We start from the raw sequence: 22,030 nt of genomic DNA on the forward strand, positions 1-22,030 counted from the left end.
CCGCAATCCGGCGCAGAGCAGCGCGAGCGCGCAGGGCGCAGCACGCTCCGGCGCGCCGGCGTCACCGCCTGGGTGCCGACGTGCGGGTGCCCGTCAGCCCACCGCCGCGTACGTCTCGTACGTCTCGTCGTCGTCGAGGCCCACCGGCAGAATGCCCGCGCTGCGCTCGTACTCCGTGCGCGCGGTCTCGAGCAGTCTCCGCCAGGACGTGACCGTGGGGCGCCTGCGCAGCAGCGCTCGTCTCTCCCGCTCGGTCATGCCGCCCCACACGCCGAACTCGACGCGGTTGTCCAGCGCATCGGCAAGACATTCGGTGCGTACCGGGCATCCCGTGCACACCGCCTTGGCCCTGTTCTGCGCTGCCCCTTGTACGAACAGTTCATCCGGATCCGTCGTGCGGCAGGCTGCCTGCGCACTCCAGTCGGTAACCCAGCCCATGCCGGCGCCGTCCTCTCCCGAATCGAGGCTCCCCCACGGCGGCAGCGGCATATTCACCGCTGCCAGTTGAGGACGTTACGGAAGGAGGCCACAGCGCAACACCCCCACGGGGCCCAATCTTGAATGGTCCGAACGGACTATGCGTACGCGGCAGATCACCCAGGGGAGTGACCTGAGGACATGCGCGACAAACCCGACAAAGCGGGTCACTTCCTTTGCCGTACCACGGACTTCGCCGACACAGGCAGCGGATTCGGGCATGGCTCCGCCGGATTCGGGTACAGCGGAGTTCTGCAGGTACGTGATGTGATACCGCACTGCTGTGACGGTCGAGAGCAGCTTAGGCCAATGCCTTTACGCCTGTCCGGCAAATGAGAACGTAGGCTGCTCCCATGCCAAAGAAGCGCTCGGGCGGCGGTCTGACCGGGACCCAGCAGGCCGCCAAGTTCCTCGGTGTCAGTGTGCTCGCCGGAGCTGTACTGGCGGGCATCGCCCTGCCCGCCGCCGGTGCACTGGGACTCGCGGCCAAGGGCACGGTCGAGGGATTCGACGAGATTCCGGCCAACCTCAAGACACCGCCCTTGAGTCAGCGCACCACCATCCTCGACTCCGAGGGCGGCAAGATCGCCACGGTCTACTCGCGCGACCGCACGGTGGTGCCCCTCAAGGACATCTCGCCGTACATGCAGAAGGCGATCATCGCGATCGAGGACTCCCGCTTCTACGACCACGGCGCGGTCGACCTCAAGGGCGTGCTGCGCGCACTGAACAAGAACGCGCAGTCCGGCGGCGTGTCGGAGGGCGCTTCCACGCTCACCCAGCAGTACGTGAAGAACGTCTTCGTCGAGGAGGCCGGCGACGACCCCGACAAGGTCGCCCAGGCCACCCAACAGACCATCGGCCGCAAGATCCGCGAACTGAAGTACGCGATCCAGGTCGAGGAGGAGCTGGGCAAGAAGAAGATCCTCGAGAACTACCTCAACATCACCTTCTTCGGTCAGCAGGCCTACGGCGTCGAGGCCGCCTCGCAGCGCTACTTCTCCAAGTCCGCCAAGGACCTGAAGCTGGAGGAGGCGGCGATGCTGGCCGGCATCGTCCAGTCGCCCAGCCGCTACGACCCGGTCAACGACATCGAAGAGGCGACCAAGCGCCGCGACATCGTGCTCCAGCGCATGGCCGACGTCCGCTACATCTCCCAGGAGGAGGCGGACGCGGCCAAGGCCACGCCGATCAAGCTGACCGTCAGCAAGCCGGACAACGGCTGCATCACCGCCGTGGACGGCGCCGGCTTCTTCTGCGACTACGTGCGCAAGACGATCCTCAACGACCCCGCCTTCGGGAAGACGGACGAGGAACGCTCGAAGCTGTGGAACCTGGGCGGCCTCACCATCCGCACCACGCTGAGCCCGCGGGCGCAGGCCGCCGCGAACGAGGCCGCCACGGCGAAGGTCAACAAGACGGACAAGGTCGCCGCGGCCGTGGTGCAGGTCCAGCCCGGCACGGGCAAGATCCTCTCGATGGGCCAGTCCCGCCCGTACGGCCTGGACCAGAAGCAGCACGAGACGGTGCTCAACCTCTCGGTCGGCAGCAAGATGGGCGGCACGACGTACGGCTTCCAGGTGGGCTCGACCTTCAAGCCGATCACGGCGGCGGCGGCGCTGGAGAAGGGCATCAGCCCGGCGCAGTCGTTCGCGACGCCGTGGAAGATCTCGCTGCCGATGGACTCCTTCCGCACCTGCTCGGGCGGGCCGTCGGGCAGCGGCCAGTGGCCCCTGCAGAACGAGCTCAAGTCCGAGGCCGGCGCCTGGGACATGACCAGCGCCCTGGGCAAGTCCATCAACACCTACTTCGCCCACCTCGAGCAGATGACCGGTCTGTGCGAGACGGTCGAGATGGCGAAGAAGATGGGCTACGAGCGTGAGCTGGGCAAGAAGCTCCAGGAGCTCCCGTCCATCACCCTCGGCGGCCAGGAGAGCACCCCGCTGGACATGGCGTCCGTGTACGCCACGTTCGCCAACCGCGGCACGTACTGCACGCCGGTCGCCATCGAGTCCGTGACGGACGCCAACGGCAAGCGGATCAAGGTGCCGGGCTCGGAGTGCTCGCAGGTGATGAACACCCGCACCGCGGACACGATCAACCAGATGCTCAAGGGCGTGGTCGAGGACGGCACGGGTACGCAGGCCGGCCTCCAGGACCGCGACAACGCGGGCAAGACCGGTACGACCAACGACCGCAAGGACGCCTGGTTCGTGGGCTACACGCCGAACCTGTCCACGGCGGTGTGGGTCGGCGACGACGTCGGCGAGAAGACGTCGATGTACCGCATCACCATCGGCGGCCAGTATTACGACAAGGTCTGCGGCGGCTGTCTGCCCGGTCCGATCTGGAAGATCGCGATGACCGGGGCGCTGGACGCCGCAGAGACCCCCTCCTTCAACCCGGTCCCCGTCCCGCGCGGGAAGGAGAAGGAGGACAAGGACAAGGGCCGCGACGGTGACCAGGACACGAACAGGCCCGGAGACAACGGGCCCCTCCCCGGCATCAGCATCCCGCCGGACCTGATCGGCGGCGGCAACAACCGCGGTCAGGGCAACGGCAGCGGTGGCAACGGCGGTGGCGGTGGCGGTGGCGGCAACTGGCCGTAGGCGTCCGGCGGGCAGGTCAGGCCGTCAGTAGTCAGGCGGCAAGTCAGGCAGTCAGCCAGTCATGGTGAAGGGGGACCCGGTGACCGGGTCCCCCTTCACCGTGCCGTACGCCGTGCGCGCTCAGCCCGCGAGCAGCTGCTTCACGGCGGCCGCCACCCGGCCGCCCTCGGCGCGGCCCGCCACCTTCGGATTCACGATCTTCATGACGGCGCCCATGGCCCGCGGTCCCTCGGCGCCGCCCGCCCTGGCCTCCTCGACCGCCTGCGCCACGATCTGGTGGAGCTCGTCGTCCGTCAGCTGCTGCGGCAGGTAGGCGTCGAGGATCGCGCCCTCGGCCTTCTCGCGCTCGGCCTGCTCGGCACGGCCGCCCTGCGCGAAGGCGTCGGCGGCCTCGCGGCGCTTCTTCGCCTCCTTGGCGATCACCTTCTGCACCTCGTCGTCGGAGAGCTCCCGGGCGGCCTTGCCCGAGACCTCCTCCTTCGTGATCGCGGCGAGGGTCAGCCGGAGCGTGGAGGAGCGCAGTTCGTCGCGCGCCCTGATCGCCTCGGTGAGGTCTTCCTGCAGCTTGGACTTGAGCGTGGTCATGCGCCCAAGTGTCGCAGGTACGCGACGGGATGCGCCCGCGCATTTCGCGCGCCGCGCGCCGGTAGGCGGCACCGGGTGGTGCCCCTGGCTCGGCCGGAGGAGCGTGCCGGTCGCTGGGCTGGCGCGGGCCTGGAGCGCGCCGCGAGCGCCAACCGAGGTGTGGTCGCCAGGAGTTCGTAAGGCCGCGGACACACGACGGCCCCCGCCGGTCGACCGGAACGTCGCCTCCCGGACACCGTCCGTTGACAGCCTGCGCGGGTGTCGTCCCTCCGTCTGCTCGCCGGCCCGGCCGTCGGCCTCCGCCACTGCCGGCTGCTCGGGCTCATCGGCTCGACGGCGCTCGCGGCGGGCGGCGTGGGCGCCGGGGCACTGCCCGTTCGGGAGGTGCTCGCTCCGGACTCGGGGGCGGCCGCACTCGGCCTGGCCGGCGCGTACTTCGGGCTCGTCGTCCTGATAGCGGCGTGGGTCCTGCTGGGCCGGGCGGTGCGCGGACCGCGGCCGCCCGGGCCGCGCGACCTGCTCGTGACGCTCGTGCTGTGGGCTGCCCCGCTCGTGGTGGCGCCGCCCCTGTTCAGCAGGGACGTCTACAGCTACCTGGCCCAGGGCGCGATGGTCGACGCACAGCTCGACGTGTACGCCTACGGCCCCTCCCGCCTCGGCGGTCCGCTCACGGCCGAGGTCGCACCCCTGTGGCGCGACACCCCGGCCCCGTACGGCCCCGTCTTCCTGGCCCTCGCCTCGGCCATAGCGGGCTCCGCGGACTTCGGCACCTTCTCGGCCGACCGGCTCACCGGCGGTGTGCTCGGCATGCGGCTGGTCGCGCTGCTCGGCGTGGCGCTGATGGCGCTGTGCCTGCCGCGCCTGGCCCGGTACTGCGGAACCGATCCGTCCGTCGCCCTCTGGCTGGGCGCGCTCAACCCGCTGGTGCTGCTGCATCTCGTCGGCGGCGCACACAACGACGCGATCATGATCGGCCTGCTGGGCGCCGGACTCGTCGCCGCCCTCGGCCACCGGCCGGTCACGGCAGTCGTCCTGATCACCCTCGCCACTCTGGTCAAGGCCCCGGCCGCCCTGGGACTGATCGCCGTGGTCGTGCTGTGGGCCCGGCAGCCGCCCTGGGCCCGCGCACCGCGGCTGTCCTCCGTCCTCGCCGCGCTCGGCGTATGCGCGGCGACCACCGCGGCGACCACCGCCCTCGTCGGCACCGGATACGGCTGGCTCGCCGCGCTCGACACCCCCGTGTCCCCCGAGAACTGGTCCCTGACCTCCACCCTCGGCCGGATGACCACCGCCGTGCTGGCCGACGCCGGAAACGGGCTCGCGGACCTCGCCCGCCATGCGATGCCCGCCTGGCACCTGCTCGGCCTCGCGGCCACGGCCCTGGCCGTCCTGCTCGCCTGGCGCCGCCACCATCTGCTGCGCCCGGTCCACGCGCTGGGCCTCAGCCTGATGGCCGTCGCCCTCCTCGGGCCCGCGATACGGCCCTGGTACGTGCTGTGGGGCCTGTTCCTCATCGCCGCCGCCGGCCCCGGAAGGCCCCTGCGCCGGGCGGCCGCCGCGGCCAGCGGAGTCCTCGCTTTGGCCGTACTGCCGAGCGGATTCGCCCCCGACGCCAAGCATTTGGCGCTCGCCGTCGGCGGTGGGCTGCTCGCGCTGACGGCGCTGTGGGGCGCACATCGGTTCGCCCACCGGCCTGTTGGGAGTACGGCATGACACAGCTGGAGACGACGGAGACCGCCTGGCACCGGCCGGTGACCACGCGCGGGCGGCTGCTTCTGGTCGCCGGCCTGGCCGCCGCCGTCCTGCTGTTCCTCGCGACGGTCCCGCTGCACCGGGACTGGTTCGACCTGGGCGTCTACTACGGGGCCGTGCGCCACTGGACGGACGGCCGTCCTCTCTACGACTACCTGGTGCCGGGCACGCACTACGGCTTCACGTACCCGCCCTTCGCGGCGGTGTGCATGCTGCCGATGACACTGATCGGGTGGCAGAGCGCCGTGGCGCTGAGCGTGCTGTTCAACGCGGCGGCCGCGGCCGTGATCCTGCACTGGACCGCCGGTCCCCTCATCCGCCGGGAGGGCTGGACGCCCTGGTACGCCCTCGCCCTCGCAGGCTGCGCCTTCGCCCTGCTGGAACCGGTCCGCGACACCGTCAGCTTCGGCCAGGTCAACCTGCTCCTGCTCGCGCTCGTACTCGCCGACGCCCGGCTGCTCGCCGGCGGCCGTGCCTCGCGGTACGCGGGCATCGGCACCGGCCTGGCCGCCGCGATCAAGCTCACCCCCGCCGTCTTCATCCTCCACCTGCTCCTCACCGGCCGCCCGCGCGCCGCCGCCACGGCCACGGCCGTCGCCCTGGGGGCCACCGGGATCGCCGCGTGGGCGGCGCCGGGCGCCTCGCGCGTGTACTGGACCGAGGCCCTGTGGGACACCGACCGCGTCGGCGCGCTCGCGTACGTCTCCAACCAGTCCTGGCAGGGCCTGGTGGCACGCCTCCTCGACCCGGCCGAACCGAGCCGGACGGTGTGGGCGCTCGGAGTGGCCGCGCTGCTGGTCGTCTGGGCCGTACGCGTACGCAAGGCGAACGCCGCCCATGATCACGCCGCGGCCCTCGCCCTGACCGGCGTCCTCGCCTGCCTCATCAGCCCGGTCACCTGGGTCCACCACCTGGTCTGGCTGACCCCGGCCCTTGTGGTGCTGGCAGACGCGGCCCTGCGCGCCCCGGACGGGCCGGACCGCCGCCGGCTGCTGATTTGGTCCGTGGCGCTGCCCGTGGTGCTGAGCAGCAGTGTGGTGTGGCTGTGGAGCAGGGACTCGTCCGGACTCGACGGCTTCCTGGGCGGCAACACGTACGTCTGGATATCCCTCGGGTTGCTCTTCGCGCTGCCGCTGCGCACGCCGCCGGACGCGTGCCACCTGGCCGGTGACCGTCCGCCGCTCCCCAGCCTCTGAACGTTCTGCAACGATGGGCCTATGCGCGCACGCTACGGGATGCCCTTGAAGATCACCGCAGGAATCGCGGCAGTCGGCGCGGCCGGCCTCGCCTACGCCGCCGGGTTCGAAGCCCGCTCCTTCCGGCTCCGCCGGATCACCGTGCCGGTCCTGCCCCGCGGGATGCGGCCGCTGCGCGTCCTCCAGGTCTCCGACATCCACATGGTGAGCGGCCAGCGCAAGAAGCGTGCCTGGCTGCAGTCCCTGGCCGGCCTGCGACCCGACTTCGTCGTAAACACGGGCGACAACCTCTCCGACACGGAGGGCGTCCCGGAGGTCCTCGACGCGCTGGGCCCGCTGCTGGAGTACCCCGGCGTGTACGTCTTCGGCTCCAACGACTACTACGGCCCGAAGCTGCGCAACCCCGCCCGCTACCTCCTGGAGAAGGCCCAGGGCCGCCACGGCCTGAACGGCAACGCCCCGGCGGTCGGCGCGGTCCACAACCCGTGGGAGCAGTTGCGCGACGGCTTCGACGCGGCGGGCTGGCTGGACCTGACGAACGCCCGGGGCCGCCTGAAGCTGGAGGGCTACGAGATCGCCTTCACAGGCCTGGACGACCCGCACATCAAGCGCGACCGGTACGAGCTGGTCGCGGGCGGCCCGGAGAAGGACGCCGACCTGTCGCTGGCGGTGGTGCACGCACCGTACCTGCGCAGCCTCGACGCGTTCACGGCCGACGGCTACCCGCTGATCCTCGCGGGCCACACCCACGGCGGCCAGCTGTGCATCCCGTTCTACGGCGCCCTGGTCACCAACTGCGACCTGGACACGGACCGGGTGAAGGGCCTGTCCACGCACACGGCGGAGGGCAGCACCGCCTACCTCCACGTCTCGGCGGGCTGCGGCACGAACCGCTACACCCCGGTCCGCTTCGCCTGCCCCCCGGAGGCGACGCTTCTGACGCTGACTCCGAGGGACTGACCCCGGCCCGGCCGTGCTCCCCGCCGTGGCCTGCGGCAGGGACGGCCCGGAGGCCAGGGAAAACCGGATTTCGTCTCAGGGCGCGGGTGGGCTAAAGTAAACGACGTCGCCGGGACAGTGGGCGACATCGGGGTGTAGCGCAGCTTGGCAGCGCGCTTCGTTCGGGACGAAGAGGTCGTGGGTTCAAATCCCGCCACCCCGACGCTGGTCAAAGGGCCATTCGCGTGATCGCGAATGGCCCTTTGTCGTGCTCGGGGGGCCAAACGAATTTGATCAGGCCACCGCGTCGCCCTCTTCCTCGCCCTCCCCTTCCTGATCTTCGGCAAAGATGTCATCCATCGCTTCAGCCCCCTCCGTGATCACGGGCCGGAGCTGCTTCCGGTAGACCGCCTCTGTGGTGGTCTGACTGCTGTGCCCGACCAACAGGGCGATGGTCTCCAGCGGGATGCCATGGTCGGAGAGCAGGGACACGAAGTTGTGCCGAAGCTCCCGCGGAGTCCACTCCGGCTTTGGCCCGGCCTTCTTCACGATGGCCTTGCAGTCGCACCGAACGTTCGCCGCATCGAGCGGCTCGCCGCTCCGGGTGGTGAAGACGCGCCCGGTCGGGCTCCACTCCATCCCTCGCGCTGCGCACTCCTGCTTCTGCCATCGCATGTGCTCTTCGCGGACATCGACCACCTGCTTCGGCAGAGCGATGGTCCGGCGGCTCTTCTTGGTCTTGGTCCCGCCGTGCTTGCGCACCGAGCGCCACACCGCGACATGCGACGGGATGCCGTCTTTCGTTTCCAGGAACACGTGATTTCAGGTGAGGGGCCGTGCCTCTTCCGTGCGCACACCGCTGAGGAGCGAGAGCACGAGGTAGGCGTACAGCCGTGACGGACGCGCGGCGGTGAGCACGGCTTTCGCCTGCTCCAGGTTCAGTGCCTTGCTCGGTCGGCCGGGGCGCCCCTCCGGTGCGGTGGCGAGTAGGGCGACATTCCGCGCGGCCTTGTCCCTGCGCTGAGCGTGCGCGACAGAACGGCGCAGGATAGCGAGCAGGTCACGCAGGCTCCGAGTCGCGAGCACTTCGGCCCTGCCGTCCAACCAGTCGTCGACACCGTCCGCGCTGAGTTCCTTCAGCTTGGCCTTGCCGATGAACGGGATCAGGTGCTTGTTCGCCATCGACCGGTTCTTGCCGATCGTCCCCTTCTCATCGCGCCCTTCAGTCCCCGCTCCAACCAGTCGTTCATGGGCAGGCGGCCGATGCCGTTGCACACGTAGTCGCGCAGGTCAGTCAGCAGGCGGATACTGATGCTGCCCTTGTCGCTGGTGTTGGCCGCGTGACCAGCTCAATGCAGGCGGCGCGGACCCGCGCCGGCCAGGAGGCGCACGGACTGTGCCCAGGTGACGAGCCGGTCGCGCAGCTGTGGTGTACGTCGATGGCGCCGTTGGAGACGGTGTCGAAGAAGTCGCCGCGCCAGTACCCCTGCACGCCCCTTGAGGATCAGCGTGTCGAAAAGGGCCTGCAGCGATGCTGCGGGCCTATTCCCGAAGGAAGAAGCCCTCGCCTGACTCGCCCTCACCGATCTCCGCGGCCAGGGCTGCGTCGGCCGAGAAAAAGCGCAAGGCCGATCATGACGATGCCCAGTGCGAAGTGAAGCCAGTCATCGGCAGTGTTGAGAGGCACGAAGTTGGCGTCAGTGTTGTGACTGACGGCCAACCCATAAATCCACAGCACCAGGTAGACGGCTCCGCCGACCAGCAGATAGGCATACGCAGCCGAAGCGGTGCGGGCCATCGCCAGGCCGGCCACGCCGTAGGCCAGGTGGACGAGGTTGTGCAGGACGGAAATCTGGAAGATCCCCAACAACATGGCACCTGACTCGTGCGATGCAAATTTCATGGAGCCGTAACTCGTGGTGATTCCCGGAATGAAGCCCAGTATGCCCACCAGGAGGAATATGGCACCCGCCAGCATAGCGGCCTGCTGCACGGGGCCCCGGGCGGTTGCGCGTGTATGTGTGGTCATGGCCTTTCGGTCCTTACGTCGTACCGGTGAGTCAGCAGAAGGAAGCGACTCTTGCCGACGAGTACCACGCCTGACGCAAACACCACCTGGCCGACCGTGAGCTCGGTGCACGCCGGTCCGGTCGACGCCAGACCACGGGCGGGTCTTCCCGGCCGACTGACGTCCACCCGATGGAGCTCCACGGAATATTGAAGGCGCAACCAAAAAAGGTCACCGATTCCCCGGTGCGTGGCTGCTGCTTAAAAAAGCGGGCACTCGCAGGTGCAGGCAGCGCCTGCTGAAGTTCTGGCCACCGCTGACGCCCGGCTGATCGAGCGACGGCGCTGTTGCAATAGGCGGGAGACGACGACGGCGCGCGTCTGCAGCACTGCCGATCGGCTCGGACTCTCTCCGGTGTGCGGCCCTTGTCAGGAACCGCAAACCGCCCCCACTACCGACCTATGACTCGGAGAACACCATGATCGTCAAGAGAATGCACGAGATGGGCGTCCGAAGCGAGCACGCCTACATGGCCGCATTTACCTCTATCGGCCTCACAGTCGCCGCCTGGGTGACAAGCCTCAAAGCCGAACCCGGCACCGGGCTCGCCCGCGCCGACCGGTGGGGCCTCTTCGTGGGCGAGTGGGCTCCCACGTTCTTCGGCCTCGGTCTCGCCCTGTCCCATTACGAGCAGCAAGACGGCACCCTCACCGCCAGCGTGCATGAATTCCGGGAGCGTAGGGAAGCCGGCTGAAAAGCTGCGTAGCCGAAGTTGCCTAGTGGTGCCTGCCCAGTCGGGCACCACCGCACATCCAGCCTCGTGGAAAGTGACGAACTTTTGCAGCAACGGCCACGACCGTACCCCGAGGGCCTTAGCGACACGACAGTGTGGGCCTTGGGAGCCCTGACGAAAGCATTGGAGACAACTGAACGCGCTCGCGGTCTTTAGAGCAACTGACAGTCAGCGCCGACCTGGGACTGGACAGCCAGACGCCCGACATCGGGCGGGAAGGGAAAGGGCCGCAGCACCCGAAGTGCACAGCACAGTACGCCGCCCGACGGGACGCGCCACAGGCAGTCGTCGGCGTCCGGATGCGCCGACCCGTGGCTGCGACCGAAGCCGTCCAGTGGTGGCGTCAAGCAAGGACGCTCACCCCACGCCGACTCCGTCACCGGCCAGATGTCATGCGGTAGTTGATGACCAGGAACGGCGCACAGAAACGACAGGGGAGCAGTTGTTCCTTTGGGACCTCATTCTGCCGCCCCGAATCCGGCATCCAGCTCACATTGAGATTGTCGCCGCCGGGCGCCAGCCGGGCGCGGCGAGCCGGAGCGCACTCCGGCGTCAGTCACACCGAGCGTGTACGCCCCTCAGAAAGATACCAATTTGCTGGTCGGGGCCCTGCATGACGAGTACTGCCGGACGGCGCGGACGTCCTCGACGTGGGCTCCGGTTCGGGCGCGCTGGCGATCGGGGCCGCGCGGGGCCGTGGCACGCGGATGACCGCGGAGGACGTGTCCTGGCGGGCGGTGAGCACTGCACGGCTGAACGACCGGCTGGCCGGCTCCAGGTCCGCATCCGGCACGGCAACCTCTTCGCCCCTGTGCGGGGGCAGTCGTTCGACCTCATCCTGGCCAATCCGCCCTGTGTGCCTGCGCCCGACACGGGCCACGTACCGCGTGGCGCGGCCCGCTCCTGGGACGCCGGCCGGGAACGGACGGTTCGTCCTCGACTGGATCTGTCTGGAAACCCCCGCCCTGCTGCGCCCCGGCGGTGTTCTTCTGGTCGTGCACTCGGCGCTCAGCTGTCCCGACCGGACGCTGGGGCATCTGCGCGGGCAGGGCTGAAGGCGTCCGTGACACGGCGTCGGGTGATCCCGTTCGGCCCCGTTGTGCGGTCGCGGGAGGGCTGGCTACGGGAGCGCAGTTTGGTCGCCGCTGATCAGAGGGAAGAGCTGGTGGTCGTTCGTGCCGAACGACCCGTCCGACGAACCGCGCCGGATCAAGGTTCAGCGCCAGGGTTTTTCCTGATGGTGACCGGTCGAGGTCGAGCTGGAAACGATGAAGATTCGATTTCGGTCAGCCCTGGCCGTCCCGCGTGATCGGGCTTACCCGACCGGGCGTGCCAGCACGTCGACAGTGGCGGAAAAGAGCCACGGCAACCTCTGTGCCATGGGCACCAGCGCCGCGCGGGCCGGGAGAACCCTGGTCGAACAGAGCAGCGCGTGGGTCAGGCAGCGGTAGCGTCGGGTGAGCCGTCGCCACTCCCTCTCGTAGGCCCCGAGGTCCCCGCTGGTCACTGCTCGCACAGCCGCCGGCGCCTGCGCGAGCGCCAGCGCGACGCCTTCGCCGGTCAGCGCGTCGAGGTAGCCGGCCGCATCGCCGACGAGCAGCACCCGGCCGGCGGTACGCGCGCTCGCGACCTGGCGGAGCGGGCCCGCCCCGCGTACCGGTCCGGCTGGCCTGGCCCCGGCCAGGCGCTGCCTCAGCTCGGGGAAGGCGGCAAGGTGGTCGTCATACGATCCGCGGGTGGCGGTGAGCAGGACGACGTTCACGAGATCGTCGGACACAGGGGTCACGTAGGCCTCCGCCTGGCGTGCCCAGTGCACCTCGACGTGGTCGCCCCAGGGGGCGAGGGCGTAATGACGCCGCAGCCCGTGCCGCCGAAGGTGGCCCGGATGCCGCCGATCGAGGCCCAGGGCATGGCGGATCGGCGAGTGCAGGCCGTCGGCCGCGACGAGGTGACGGGCGCGAACGCCGTCGGCCACCACGCCGTCCTCCTCCTGCTCGATGCGGCGCGCGGTGTGCTGCTCGATCCGCACTCCCGAGGCGAGCACCACCTCACGGAGCGCCGCGTGCAGCGTCGTTCGGCGTACCCCGCGCCCCGGCCCCGCGCGGAAATCGGCGTCGACCCGGCGCGGCCCGGCGACGTACCGGATCCCTCTCAGGGCGTGCCCCGGCGGGTGCACGCCGAGCGCCGCCAGGGCGGCGACGGCGCCCGGCATCAGTCCCTCGCCGCAGGCCTTGTCGACCGTGCCGGCGCGCTGTTCCCAGACGGTGACGTCGAGCCCCGCCCTGGCCGCGTGCAGGGCCGTGGCCAGGCCTGCGGGTCCTCCGCCGACGACGAGCAGGTCCACGCGCGTTTCCTCAGGCCAGCCGCGTCAAGGCGGCGTCCTCGGTGCGGATGCGGGTGGCGAGCAGGAACCCGTTCAGTGCGGTGAAGACCAGGGCTGTGCCCCAGGCAGCGTGCACCAGCGGGAGCGCGAGCCCCTCGATGACGACAGCGACGTAGTTCGGGTGGGGGATCCATCGGTAGGGGCCGCTGGTGACGCGTGGGGCGCCGGGCACGACGATCACGCGGGTGTTCCACCGCCGGCCCAAGGTGGCCACGCACCACCAGCGCAACCCCTGCGAGGCCGCGACGAGGGTGAGCATGGCCCACGCGAGGACCGCTACGGCGTCCGGCCGTCGCATCCACACCTCTGTGAGCGCGCCCACGAGCAGCCCCGTGTGCAGCATCACCATGAGGGGGTAGTGGCCCCGCCCGTACTCCACGCCGCCACGCGTCAGGCTCCAAGCGGCGTTGCGCCGGGACAGTGCCAACTCGGCGACTCGTTCCAGGCCGATGGTCACAACCAGGGCGGTGAACAAGACCTCGCTGGTCACTGCCCACCTCGCGGAGCGCGCAGAAGCACTAGTTCGGAGCAGAAGCCCGGCCCCATGGCGAGCATGAGCCCGTAGGAGCCGGGCGTCGGCGGACGGTTGGCGAGCGTGTCCGCCAGGACGTGCAGCACCGACGAGGAGGACAGGTTGCCGATGCGGCCCAGCGAGTCCCAGGTGACGCTCAGGGCGTGCCGCTCGACTCCGAGGGCGTCCTGCAGCGCCTCCAGGACCTTCGGGCCGCCGGGGTGGGCGACGTACCATCTGATGTCGTCGCCGTGCAATCCGTGTTCGGCGAGGAAGCCGCGGACGTCCTCGCCGACGTAGCGGCGCACCAGGTCGGGGACTGACGCGTCAAGCACGATCTTGAAGCCGCCGGAGCCGACGTCCCAACCCATCATGCGTTCCGAGTCGGGGTAGAGACGGCTGCGGGAGGCGAGCACCTCGGGACGGGTGGGCTCGTCGGACCGCGCGAGGGGGTGCTCGCATCCGACGGCCACCACCGCGGCGGCACCGTCTCCGAAGAGGCCGCTGGCCACAAGATTGGCGACCGAGGTGTCATCGCGCTGGAGGGTGAGTGAGCACAGCTCCACCGACATCAGCACAGCGACACCGTCCGGTCGGCCGCGCAGCAGGTCGTGCAGGCGGGCGATGCCGGCTGCTCCGGCGACACAGCCGAGGCCGACGAGAGGTAGCCGCACCACATCGGGGCGGAGCCCGATCTCCGCGGCCACGCGGGCCTCGATCGAGGGGACGGCCAGGCCGGTCACCGTGCAGGACACGATGTAGTCGACGTCGGCCGGGGTGAGCCCGACAGCCTTGAGCGCGTCGACGACCGCGCGACCGCCGAGCTCGACGCCCGCCCGGATGAACACGTCGTTCGACTGACCGAAGTCCTCGAGCTGGGCGTACTCCGCCAGCGGCAGCACGGTGTGCCGGGTCGCAACACGCACATTGCGGTGGAAGCGCTCGACAACGCCGCTGTTGACCCTGCCCTCGGTCAGCGTGGTGGTGAAGGACCGGGTGATCTCTTCCTGCCGGTGGCGGTACTCAGGCAGGGCGCCGCGGACACTGAGGACACGCACCGTCATGGTGGCTCCGGGAGTCGGCCGGTGGGGCGGAACGGCGCGACCAGCGCCCGGCCCAGGCCGAGCGCCATGGCGGGGGTGAGCCCGCCCCGGGCCAGACCGAGCTCCACGAGGTCGTCGAAGACGCGCTGGTCGGCGGCCGACGCGCGCAGGCCGGCCTCCAGGACGCGTGTGCTGCGCGCGAGCCGGGCTGCGACAGCGGTGTGACGCAGGTGGGGCAGCAGGATGCGGCGGATGGCGTGGGCGTACCGATCCCCCGCCGCCTCGGGCCGTCCGCCGCGCCGGGCCGCGGCTGCCGCGCGACCGGCCTCGATACCGGAGGCGACGGCGTAGTAGATGCCCTCGCCGGTCAGCGGGTTCACCAGGCCGGCGGCGTCGCCCGCGAGCAACAGGCGGCCGGTGGGCGGGCGCCAGCGTGCCGTCGACAGCGGCAGGTGGTGACCGACCCAGTGCTCCCCGCCCTCCGTCGCGCCGGGCAGGAGAGCCTCGATGCGCTCGAACAACTGGACCCGGCTCGGCGCAGGATGGTTCTCATGAACGATCTCGCCGTACCCGACGTTCGCGCGGCCGTCACCAAGGTCGAAGGACCATGCATACGACGGCCGGTGGTGGCCGGAGAACGCGATGACCTGCGCGCCGCGCCGCCCGGCTGGGATCGGGGCGTAGCCGCGCACCGCCAGGGCCGCCGGCCCGCCGGGCAGGTCGAGCGCGCGTCGGACGACCGAGTGGACACCGTCGGCGCCCACGACGACCGCGGCGGAGATTTCGCCGTCCAGGACCACCGCATCGCCGTACTGCCGCACGTCACGGACCCGGTGCCGGAGAAACCGGGCGCCTGCGGCGACCGCCGCGTCGACCAAGCGGGTGTCGAAGACACGGCGCGGTACCACCCAGGCCGGGCGGGCCATCCGCCGCTCCACGACCAGGGCGCCTCGGCCGAGACGGAGCCGGTCCACCGGCGCCCGGTCGTCGACGAGACCTGTCACGCCCACCTCGCTCAGCAGATCGAGAGCGTGCGGAGCCACCCCGTCGCCACAGGCCTTGTCCCGGGGGAAGTCCGCCCGGTCCAGGAGAGCGACACGCAGGCCCGGCTCGGCCCGCAGCGCGCCGAGGGCTGTGGCCGCGCCGGCCGGTCCGGCGCCGACCACGGCGAGGTCCCAGTGGGTGGGCGTCGGCACCATCAGCCGACCGCCACGAGCAGCACGACGTCGAGGAGGGCGATGAACACCGCGGCGCGGAAGGGTGATCGGCTCTGAGTGACCAGCGTGAGCGCCGCGAGGACGGCCACGAGTGCGAGGACTGCCCACGCCCACCCCGGGGGCACACCTGCGGGGCCGAACACAACGAGCAGCGAGGCCACGGACAGCAGCAGGGCGGCCAGAACACGTGAGAGGCGCTCACCGATCCGGTGCGGGAGGCCGCGGACACCGGTGCGTTTGTCATCCGCGAGGTCGGGCAGCGCGTTGAGCAGGTGTGCTCCGACACCGAGCGTGGCACCCGCACCGGTCATCCAGAACGGCGCCCAGTGCGGGATGGGCTCGGCGAGGGTGACGACCGAGGGTAGCGTGCCGGAGGCGCAGGCGTACGGCGCCCACGACCACCGGGTCGACTTGAGCCCCAGGTTGTAGAGGTGCCCCGCGCCGGTGATGAGGAAGAGGCCGAGGGCACTGCGCCAGCCGGCCAGCACGGACAGAACCAGGCATGCGAGTGCGGCCCAGGCCAGGGCTCGCCCCACCAGCCCGACCGGGAGAGCGCCGGTGACCAGCGGCTTGTCGGTGCGGCCGACGGCGAGGTCGCGACGACGGTCGAGCAGGTCGTTGCCCCAGCCGATCGTGAGCTGGCCGGTGAACAATCCCGCCGTGACGGCGACGGCGTGGAGCGGATGCAGGTCGCCGCGGAGCGCCAGCAACCCCCCGACAGCGGTGACCGCCAGAGCCGGCCCGCCATGGGCGGCGGCGAACAGTGCGAGCACGGGTGACGGCGCCGGCCGCGTCGGCCCCGCGCTGGACGCCAGGGGCATCACCAGACCGCCACCGGGACGTGCAGCCGCCGGATCGGGCCGAAACAGTCCTGCGCGCCCTCGGCACGCAGACGTCGTACGACGGCGGACCTGACGTTCCCAGTCGTCCCGGTAACCATGCGCATGCAAGATCGGTGCCACATTGCCCGCCCGCTCACACGACCTACTCCGGCATCCGGCTGACGTCGGTGGTCCAGCAGCGACTCCACGTCGCCCCCAAGGCCCCCACACGCTGGCCAACGCGCCGTCGACCGCGGCGCCGATCCCGTCGGCCGCCTGCATGTTCAGCGCCCCGACGATCGGGTGCGGGCCGGATATTCGGGCGAGGGCCGACGCAGCGCCATACCTGTCCTTGGCCGAGCACACTCACGCGTCGGGTACGGAGTCGCCTGTCCGGTCCGACGCCGGCCAGACGTACGGTAGATCGTCCGGCACGCCGGGGAACAGCGGGACGTAGGTCGTCGGGTCCTTGCGCACCAGCGCCGAGCGGTGGCTGTGGTGGAAGGCGTCATCACCGAGCCAGGGAGGTAGCTCTCCGGCGCTTGCCAGCTGCGGCTGGGCACGTATTGGTGCACCAGGCCGGAATGCGGCAAGGCCACTGACCAGCGAAGCCGCACAGGTGTCCTGATGCCCCGCTTCACGCCACACCTTGCATACCTCCAGGCCGTACCGGACCAGCGCCTCCTCGTAGCCGGCCCACATCCGCACCGCTGGGTGCCGGCGCCACCCGTAACCCGGCACGATGAGCCCGCGGAGGACCTGCAGCGCCTCGACCCGCTGCTTGCCGAGTCGACGACGGTCCAAAACCAGCGCCGATGCCCTGAAGTCCGGATAAGGCAGGAAGGTCTGCATCTGTTACCCCATCAGGCGTGGGAATGGTCCGGCCGGGGCGGAGCCATCGGTGCTCGGCCGGGTAACGCCGTCACGTCAAATGTCACACGCAGAACATCTCGGCGCCCGATCCCTGAATCCGTGACAGACGTATGTCAGAGCGGCCGAAGTCGGTGGTGCTGCGCGGGATGAAGTTCAGTACGTCCACCAAGACAAACACGGCTCCCACTAACGTGCCTACCCCGCGGTATAGGGGTACGAACGGTCCGGCCAGCTCCTCGGCGGCCTACCGGCGTCGACCAGGCTGTGGTGCTCACGGAGCCCACATGCTGTGGCCCCCCACCCGCCACGTGGCGGCAACGAGCTCCGGTAACCCAGGTGGCGTCCGCACCGTCAGCGCCTTGTGATCCGAGGCCGTTGTCAGATGGGGGTCCGGGTCGATGGCGGAAAGGCAAGTCCGATCGCCGACGTGGGACCATGGACGGATGGCTGTCCGTCATAGGAACAACGTTCGCGTCGTCGGGACGGAAGACGGTCCGACCGTCGTCCTCGCACACGGCTTCGGCTGCGATCAGAACCTGTGGCGTCTCGTGGCGCCCGTCTTGGCGGAGCACTTCCGCGTCGTGCTGTTCGACTACGTCGGGTCCGGCCGCTCCGATCTCAGGGCCTGGCAGGAGGAGCGCTACGCCACTCTGGACGGCTACGCCCAGGACGTGGTGGACGTGTGCGAGGAGCTGGAGCTGCGGAACGCCGTGTTCGTGGGCCACTCCGTCAGCGCCATGGTCGGCGTCCTGGCTGCCGCGGCGGCGCCAAGCCGACTCGGCTCGCTTGTCATGGTGTGTCCCTCACCCTCCTACATCGACGAGGAGGGCTATCGCGGCGGTTTCAGCGCGGCGGACATCGACGAGCTGCTGGAGTCACTGGAGGCCAACTACCTCGGCTGGTCCGCGACCATGGCCCCGGTCATCATGGGCAACCCGGAGCGACCCGAGCTGGGTGAGGAGCTGACCAACAGCTTCTGCGCCACCGATCCTGACATCGCGCGCGTCTTCGCACGCGCCACGTTCCTCTCCGACACCCGCCAGGATCTGACATCCGTGACCGTCCCTACCTTGATCGTGGAATGCGACCAGGACGTCATCGCACCCCGGGAGGTCGGAGCCTACGTCCACGCAGCCATTCCCGGCAGTCGTCTGGTCACCCTCGCCGCTACTGGCCACTGCCCGCAGCTGAGCACTCCCGAGGCCACCGCCCAGGCGATCATCGCGTTCGTGAAAGACCTGGCATGACGCGTCGCTCCGGCCCCGCTCCTCAATCCGACGGCGAGGGGAAGCCCCGCGTCGGCGCGGATGTCACCGCGCTGCTGGAGGAGAGTACGGAGGAACTCTACGAGTCCGCTCCCTGCGGTTACCTGTCCACCTTCATGGACGGCACCATCGTCAAAATCAACAAGACGCTGCTGGACTGGCTCGGCCTCTCACGGGAGGCGGTCGTCGGCCGCAAGCACTTCAGCGACCTGCTGACCGTGGGGGGCAAGCTCTACCACGAGACCCACTACGCACCGCTGCTGCGCATGCAGGGGCACGTCGGCGGCATCGCACTGGACATGAAGGTCGCGGACGGGTCCCGACTTCCGGTCCTGATCACCTCGACCGTGAAGAGGGGCGCGGAAGACCGCCCCCTGCTGATCCGCACGACCGTCTTCGATGCCACCGACCGGCGCTCCTATGAGACCGAGCTGCTTCGCGCCCGCCGCGCGGCCGAGGAAGCCCACCGCCGGGCGGAGGCCGACCGTGAGCAACTGCGCGAGGCCCTGGCCGTACTGCAGCAGAGCCTACTTCCGGCCAGGTTGCCGACGGTGCCCGGCGTGGAAAGCGCCGCCCACTACCACACGGCCTCCTCGATGCAGCTGGGTGGTGACTTCTACGACCTGTTCCCCCTGGGCGACGAGCGCTTCGCCTTCTTCCTCGGCGACGTCTGCGGAAAGGGCCCGCAGGCCGCGGCCGTGACCTCCCTCGTGCGCTACACCCTGCGCACGGCGGCTCTGCACGATTCCGATCCCGAAGCCGTCCTGTCCACCCTCAACGCCGCGCTGCTCGAGCGGTACACCAGCGACCCGCGCTACTGCACCGCTGTCTTTGGCATCCTGGAACCCGCAGGGGAAACCGTCACCGTGCGCCTGGCCTCCGGCGGCCACCCGCCGACGCTGATTTTGCGGGCGGACGGCCGGGCCGAGTACCTGCCGACGCCTGGTGGGTTGCTGATCGGTGCCTTCCCCGAAGCGTCCTTCACCACCGTCCGCACCGCCCTCCATCCCGGCGACACCCTGCTGCTCTACACCGACGGCCTCACCGAGGCGCGCACGGGAGAGAACGACGACCTGTATGGCTACGACGCGTTGCAGTCGTTCGCCACCAACCTCGCCCCGGCGCGCCCACGCTCCGTGATCGACGCCTTCATCGGCCTCCTCGCCGGTTTCGGCGACGGGCTCGACGACGACACCGCCCTGCTCGCCCTTGGCCGTCCGCGTCCCTCTGACACCGCCTGATGGCCGACTGCCCGCGACTGGCGCACCTCGTGTCTGGCAACGCTGGCGCATCGGCACCATGGGCCCCGGGGGGCTCACGTCGGACGAGACTGGCGCGGTGGGTTCATGGCCCAGCGGATGGTCCGGGTCAGGGCCTGGCCGGTGGGGCGTACGGCGAGGTCCTCGACGACCGGCATTCGGGGCAGCCACAGCATGCATGGGCGCGCAGGAAGCAGTGGGCTTCGGCGGCGTGCACCCAGCCGAGCAGGTGCGGATCGCCCGCGCGGTACGGCACGCCCTCGGCCGTCGTTCCACTTGTCCGTTCGTGGATGGTGCGCACGTGGTCGACGGCCTGCTGGGCGTCCGCGGCGGTGCCGTAGGTCGTCACGGTCCAGGAAGGTGCTGGTTCTCTGGCGCCGGCCGCCACGGATCGCCTCAGTAACCGAAGTGCCCGGCCACCGCCGCCATCGCGAGCGGATGCAGGGACTGCAGCAGTGCGCTCAGCCCTCCGACGAACATCGAGGCGTCAGCGTGAACCGTGCGGATCGGGCGGTGCGGTCCGAACCAGCGCGGGCCGGGCGTGTGGTGGATGCGCGCGCGCACCGCCGGTCCGTCGGGACCGGCGACACGGCTGCCGGAGGCGTGGCCCGTGGACTCGCCGCCGTCCTTGTGCTGTCCGGCACTCTGCGACTGTTCGGATTCCAGCCACTTCTCCAGTTCGGCCGGCTTCATGTTCACCAGCTCGTGGAACTCGTCCCAGGTCTCTTTCCGCTCGCTGTCGTCCACGCGGCCTCACTTCTTCTTCAGCGCTGACGGCTTGTGCACCGCGGACTTGCCGGACTTCTCACTGCGGACCTGGTATTGCGGATCCTCGGACGAGGCATCCACCGTCCGCCCTGCGGCTTTTGTCCGCTCAGTGATTTTTTTTCCACCTTGCCTTCGGCCTCACTGCCGTGACTGCTCCAGGTGACCTTGTTGCCCTTCTGCAGCCCCTTGCTTTCCCTGCGCCCCTTCGCCATTCCGTTCTCCCTCGCTGCGCGCGCTGGACGGCTCGGCCTCCCTCCTCCAGAGTGAGGGCTTTCCGGCCTCGTCGCAGCTCGTGAGCAGGCGCAGCTGCGGGCAGAACCGAGTACAGCTGGCGACAGCGGCCAGTGATCGGACCGGGGAAGCCGGAAGGCCGGCACGGCGACGTCGTCGGTGTCGTGAGGGACGAGGCCAGTGAGCTAAGAGCAGGGCATGGCCACTGGCACACCCGAACATGCGGTGGTTTTCCGCGATGGAGTAGATCGAGGAATGGCGCCCATGGCCACCAAGCGCATCACCGTCCGCGTCCTGCTGCTGTTTGGTGATCAGCCGAGATTGTCGCCGACGTCCGCCAGCCGAGCGCGGCGGGCCGGAGCGCCATCCGGCGTCAGTCATCGCTGCCGCGGTCGGGGTCTCTGTCAGCGACCTGCCGGACATGCGGTTGACCGCCGACGTCGGCGAAGACCACAGCTTGTACGACTCGCAGCTGACCTGGCCACCTGACGAGGCCCGACCAGGCGACAGACGTCGCCGCAGGGTGTTCGACGACGGCAGATACCTCGACGCGCAAGGCGCCCGTGCCAGAGTGAGTCGCGCCACCCGGGCCGAACGTCGTCGGCCGTGCCTGGCCCGCCTTGCGCCGCTCGCCAGTGAGGCGGGCCAGCGTGCAGCCGAGCCCAACTTTCGAGGATATGGCGGTACTCCTCCACACGGGCCTAGGTGCCGGGCCGGCGGCGTCGCGGGCGGGCATCAGCCCCGAGCCCGTCCTCCAGACAAGCCGCCATGGAACATGACGATCCGGTCCATCCCGACCGGCTCGCCTCCCTCAACGCCACTGCGCGCGCCGCAGCACAACCATTTCGGACAGGACCTCCTTCACGGTCGACCACGACAGCGCGTGGGCCGCACGAGGAGATCACTCCGCCCCGAGTTGGAAGACGACGGGCGGTCCGGCGGGCTCGAACCGGCGGTTGGCACCGACGCTCCTGTAGGTCTCTGTTGCGGAAGTTGCGGCCCTTACGGCCGCGGCACCCCCTCCCCTGACCGCTCAGGACACACCTGCCCTGACCGGCGCGACGGGGCATTGCGCGCGATGCACGACGGTCTGGCTGATCAACTTCACTACATCAGGCGTGAGTTCACGCCACCCACGACACGTCTTTCAGGCTCTCTTCAGGTCGAAACCTTGAGTTAACCCTACACAGAATTTTGCAGGGTTATTCTGTTTCTTGGCTGATCGTTGACCAAGCGTTGGCATGCGCTAGAGCCGTGAACTACGTGGAGGAAGGCTCATGTTCCGAGGTGTGACGGCCCG

The 22,030-nt window shown here is 69.9% G+C and carries 20 protein-coding genes, 1 tRNA gene and 2 pseudogenes; 9 read left to right on the forward strand and 14 right to left on the reverse strand.

The features are described 5' to 3' along the window. Positions 1 to 93: 93 nt before the first annotated feature. The gene (locus ACLB9X_RS11250; RefSeq protein ID WP_177149633.1) at positions 94 to 438 is read right to left on the reverse strand and encodes a WhiB family transcriptional regulator; all 345 of its coding nucleotides are present in this window, start codon (positions 436 to 438) and stop codon (positions 94 to 96) included. A 392-nt stretch (positions 439 to 830) separates the two neighbouring features. Here ACLB9X_RS11250 and ACLB9X_RS11255 point away from each other — a divergent pair, with 392 nt between their 5' ends. Continuing rightward, positions 831 to 3,086, forward strand: coding sequence for a transglycosylase domain-containing protein (locus ACLB9X_RS11255; RefSeq protein ID WP_410360149.1), 2,256 nt, complete (start codon positions 831 to 833; stop codon positions 3,084 to 3,086). 120 nt (positions 3,087 to 3,206) lie between these two features. Here ACLB9X_RS11255 and ACLB9X_RS11260 read toward each other — a convergent pair whose 3' ends face one another. Then, the gene (locus ACLB9X_RS11260; RefSeq protein ID WP_410360150.1) at positions 3,207 to 3,671 is read right to left on the reverse strand and encodes a GatB/YqeY domain-containing protein; all 465 of its coding nucleotides are present in this window, start codon (positions 3,669 to 3,671) and stop codon (positions 3,207 to 3,209) included. 258 nt (positions 3,672 to 3,929) lie between these two features. On the opposite strand from ACLB9X_RS11260, the gene mptB reads away from it, so the two are divergent. From mptB to ACLB9X_RS11280, 4 genes are all read left to right on the forward strand, one after another. Next, entirely contained in the window at positions 3,930 to 5,384 is a 1,455-nt protein-coding gene (gene mptB / locus ACLB9X_RS11265; protein ID WP_410360151.1) for a polyprenol phosphomannose-dependent alpha 1,6 mannosyltransferase MptB, read from the forward strand. Continuing rightward, complete coding sequence (locus ACLB9X_RS11270) at positions 5,381 to 6,619, forward strand: glycosyltransferase 87 family protein (RefSeq protein WP_410360152.1); 1,239 nt, start codon at positions 5,381 to 5,383, stop codon at positions 6,617 to 6,619. The genes mptB and ACLB9X_RS11270 overlap by 4 nt, the downstream gene beginning before the upstream one ends. 21 nt (positions 6,620 to 6,640) lie before the next feature. Further along, on the forward strand, positions 6,641 to 7,579 hold the full coding sequence (locus tag ACLB9X_RS11275; RefSeq protein ID WP_410360153.1) for a metallophosphoesterase: 939 nt from the start codon (positions 6,641 to 6,643) through the stop codon (positions 7,577 to 7,579). Between the two features lie 128 nt (positions 7,580 to 7,707). After that, positions 7,708 to 7,781: transfer RNA gene (locus ACLB9X_RS11280), tRNA-Pro, on the forward strand. A 71-nt stretch (positions 7,782 to 7,852) separates the two neighbouring features. On the opposite strand, the gene ACLB9X_RS11285 is transcribed toward ACLB9X_RS11280, so the two are convergent. The 3 genes from ACLB9X_RS11285 to ACLB9X_RS11295 all read right to left on the reverse strand — a co-directional run bounded on the left by ACLB9X_RS11285 (position 7,853) and on the right by ACLB9X_RS11295 (position 9,587). Further along, positions 7,853 to 8,374, reverse strand: a complete 522-nt coding sequence (locus ACLB9X_RS11285) for a tyrosine-type recombinase/integrase (RefSeq protein ID WP_410360154.1) — start codon at positions 8,372 to 8,374, stop codon at positions 7,853 to 7,855. Positions 8,375 to 8,380: 6 nt separating this feature from the next. Next, positions 8,381 to 8,740 (reverse strand): hypothetical protein, encoded by a 360-nt coding sequence (locus ACLB9X_RS11290; protein WP_410360155.1) that lies wholly within the window; start codon positions 8,738 to 8,740, stop codon positions 8,381 to 8,383. 397 nt (positions 8,741 to 9,137) lie between these two features. Then, positions 9,138 to 9,587: a DUF4383 domain-containing protein gene (locus ACLB9X_RS11295; protein ID WP_410360156.1), complete on the reverse strand. Its 450-nt coding sequence runs from the start codon at positions 9,585 to 9,587 to the stop codon at positions 9,138 to 9,140. A 457-nt stretch (positions 9,588 to 10,044) separates the two neighbouring features. Between ACLB9X_RS11295 and ACLB9X_RS11300 the strand changes: the two genes are divergently transcribed. After that, positions 10,045 to 10,320, forward strand: coding sequence for a hypothetical protein (locus ACLB9X_RS11300; RefSeq protein WP_410360157.1), 276 nt, complete (start codon positions 10,045 to 10,047; stop codon positions 10,318 to 10,320). Positions 10,321 to 10,926: 606 nt separating this feature from the next. After that, positions 10,927 to 11,551 (forward strand): annotated as a pseudogene (locus ACLB9X_RS11305) (HemK2/MTQ2 family protein methyltransferase); the annotation flags it as partial. Between the two features lie 123 nt (positions 11,552 to 11,674). Here ACLB9X_RS11305 and ACLB9X_RS11310 read toward each other — a convergent pair. The 6 genes from ACLB9X_RS11310 to ACLB9X_RS11335 form a co-directional block, all read right to left on the reverse strand. Beyond that, positions 11,675 to 12,703 (reverse strand): NAD(P)/FAD-dependent oxidoreductase, encoded by a 1,029-nt coding sequence (locus tag ACLB9X_RS11310; RefSeq protein ID WP_410360158.1) that lies wholly within the window; start codon positions 12,701 to 12,703, stop codon positions 11,675 to 11,677. Positions 12,704 to 12,713: 10 nt separating this feature from the next. After that, the gene (locus tag ACLB9X_RS11315; RefSeq protein WP_410360159.1) at positions 12,714 to 13,232 is read right to left on the reverse strand and encodes an isoprenylcysteine carboxyl methyltransferase family protein; all 519 of its coding nucleotides are present in this window, start codon (positions 13,230 to 13,232) and stop codon (positions 12,714 to 12,716) included. Next, complete coding sequence (locus ACLB9X_RS11320) at positions 13,229 to 14,317, reverse strand: type III polyketide synthase (protein WP_410360160.1); 1,089 nt, start codon at positions 14,315 to 14,317, stop codon at positions 13,229 to 13,231. The genes ACLB9X_RS11315 and ACLB9X_RS11320 overlap by 4 nt, the downstream gene beginning before the upstream one ends. After that, on the reverse strand, positions 14,314 to 15,495 hold the full coding sequence (locus ACLB9X_RS11325) for an NAD(P)/FAD-dependent oxidoreductase (protein ID WP_410360161.1): 1,182 nt from the start codon (positions 15,493 to 15,495) through the stop codon (positions 14,314 to 14,316). The genes ACLB9X_RS11320 and ACLB9X_RS11325 overlap by 4 nt, the downstream gene beginning before the upstream one ends. Further along, the gene (locus ACLB9X_RS11330) at positions 15,495 to 16,286 is read right to left on the reverse strand and encodes a UbiA family prenyltransferase (RefSeq protein ID WP_410360162.1); all 792 of its coding nucleotides are present in this window, start codon (positions 16,284 to 16,286) and stop codon (positions 15,495 to 15,497) included. Before ACLB9X_RS11330 ends, ACLB9X_RS11325 begins: the two co-directional genes overlap by 1 nt. A 414-nt stretch (positions 16,287 to 16,700) precedes the next feature. Then, positions 16,701 to 17,186, reverse strand: a complete 486-nt coding sequence (locus tag ACLB9X_RS11335; RefSeq protein WP_410360163.1) for an MSMEG_6728 family protein — start codon at positions 17,184 to 17,186, stop codon at positions 16,701 to 16,703. A 464-nt stretch (positions 17,187 to 17,650) separates the two neighbouring features. On the opposite strand from ACLB9X_RS11335, the gene ACLB9X_RS11340 reads away from it, so the two are divergent. Beyond that, positions 17,651 to 18,454, forward strand: a complete 804-nt coding sequence (locus tag ACLB9X_RS11340; RefSeq protein ID WP_410360164.1) for an alpha/beta fold hydrolase — start codon at positions 17,651 to 17,653, stop codon at positions 18,452 to 18,454. Further along, positions 18,451 to 19,713, forward strand: coding sequence for a SpoIIE family protein phosphatase (locus ACLB9X_RS11345; RefSeq protein ID WP_410360165.1), 1,263 nt, complete (start codon positions 18,451 to 18,453; stop codon positions 19,711 to 19,713). Before ACLB9X_RS11340 ends, ACLB9X_RS11345 begins: the two co-directional genes overlap by 4 nt. A 127-nt stretch (positions 19,714 to 19,840) precedes the next feature. Here the strand turns inward: ACLB9X_RS11345 and ACLB9X_RS11350 are convergent, their stop codons facing one another. From ACLB9X_RS11350 to ACLB9X_RS11360, 3 genes and pseudogenes are all read right to left on the reverse strand, one after another. Further along, positions 19,841 to 20,080 carry an oxygenase MpaB family protein gene (locus ACLB9X_RS11350; RefSeq protein WP_410360166.1) on the reverse strand — a complete coding sequence of 80 codons (240 nt, stop codon included), beginning with the start codon at positions 20,078 to 20,080 and terminating at the stop codon, positions 19,841 to 19,843. 47 nt (positions 20,081 to 20,127) lie between these two features. After that, on the reverse strand, positions 20,128 to 20,478 hold the full coding sequence (locus tag ACLB9X_RS11355) for a DUF3140 domain-containing protein (RefSeq protein ID WP_410360167.1): 351 nt from the start codon (positions 20,476 to 20,478) through the stop codon (positions 20,128 to 20,130). 6 nt (positions 20,479 to 20,484) lie between these two features. Then, positions 20,485 to 20,711: pseudogene (locus tag ACLB9X_RS11360) on the reverse strand (DUF2945 domain-containing protein). Positions 20,712 to 22,030: the final 1,319 nt, after the last annotated feature.

The organism is Streptomyces sp. 5K101 (genome assembly GCF_046506645.1).
Taxonomy (GTDB): Bacteria; Actinomycetota; Actinomycetes; order Streptomycetales; family Streptomycetaceae; genus Streptomyces.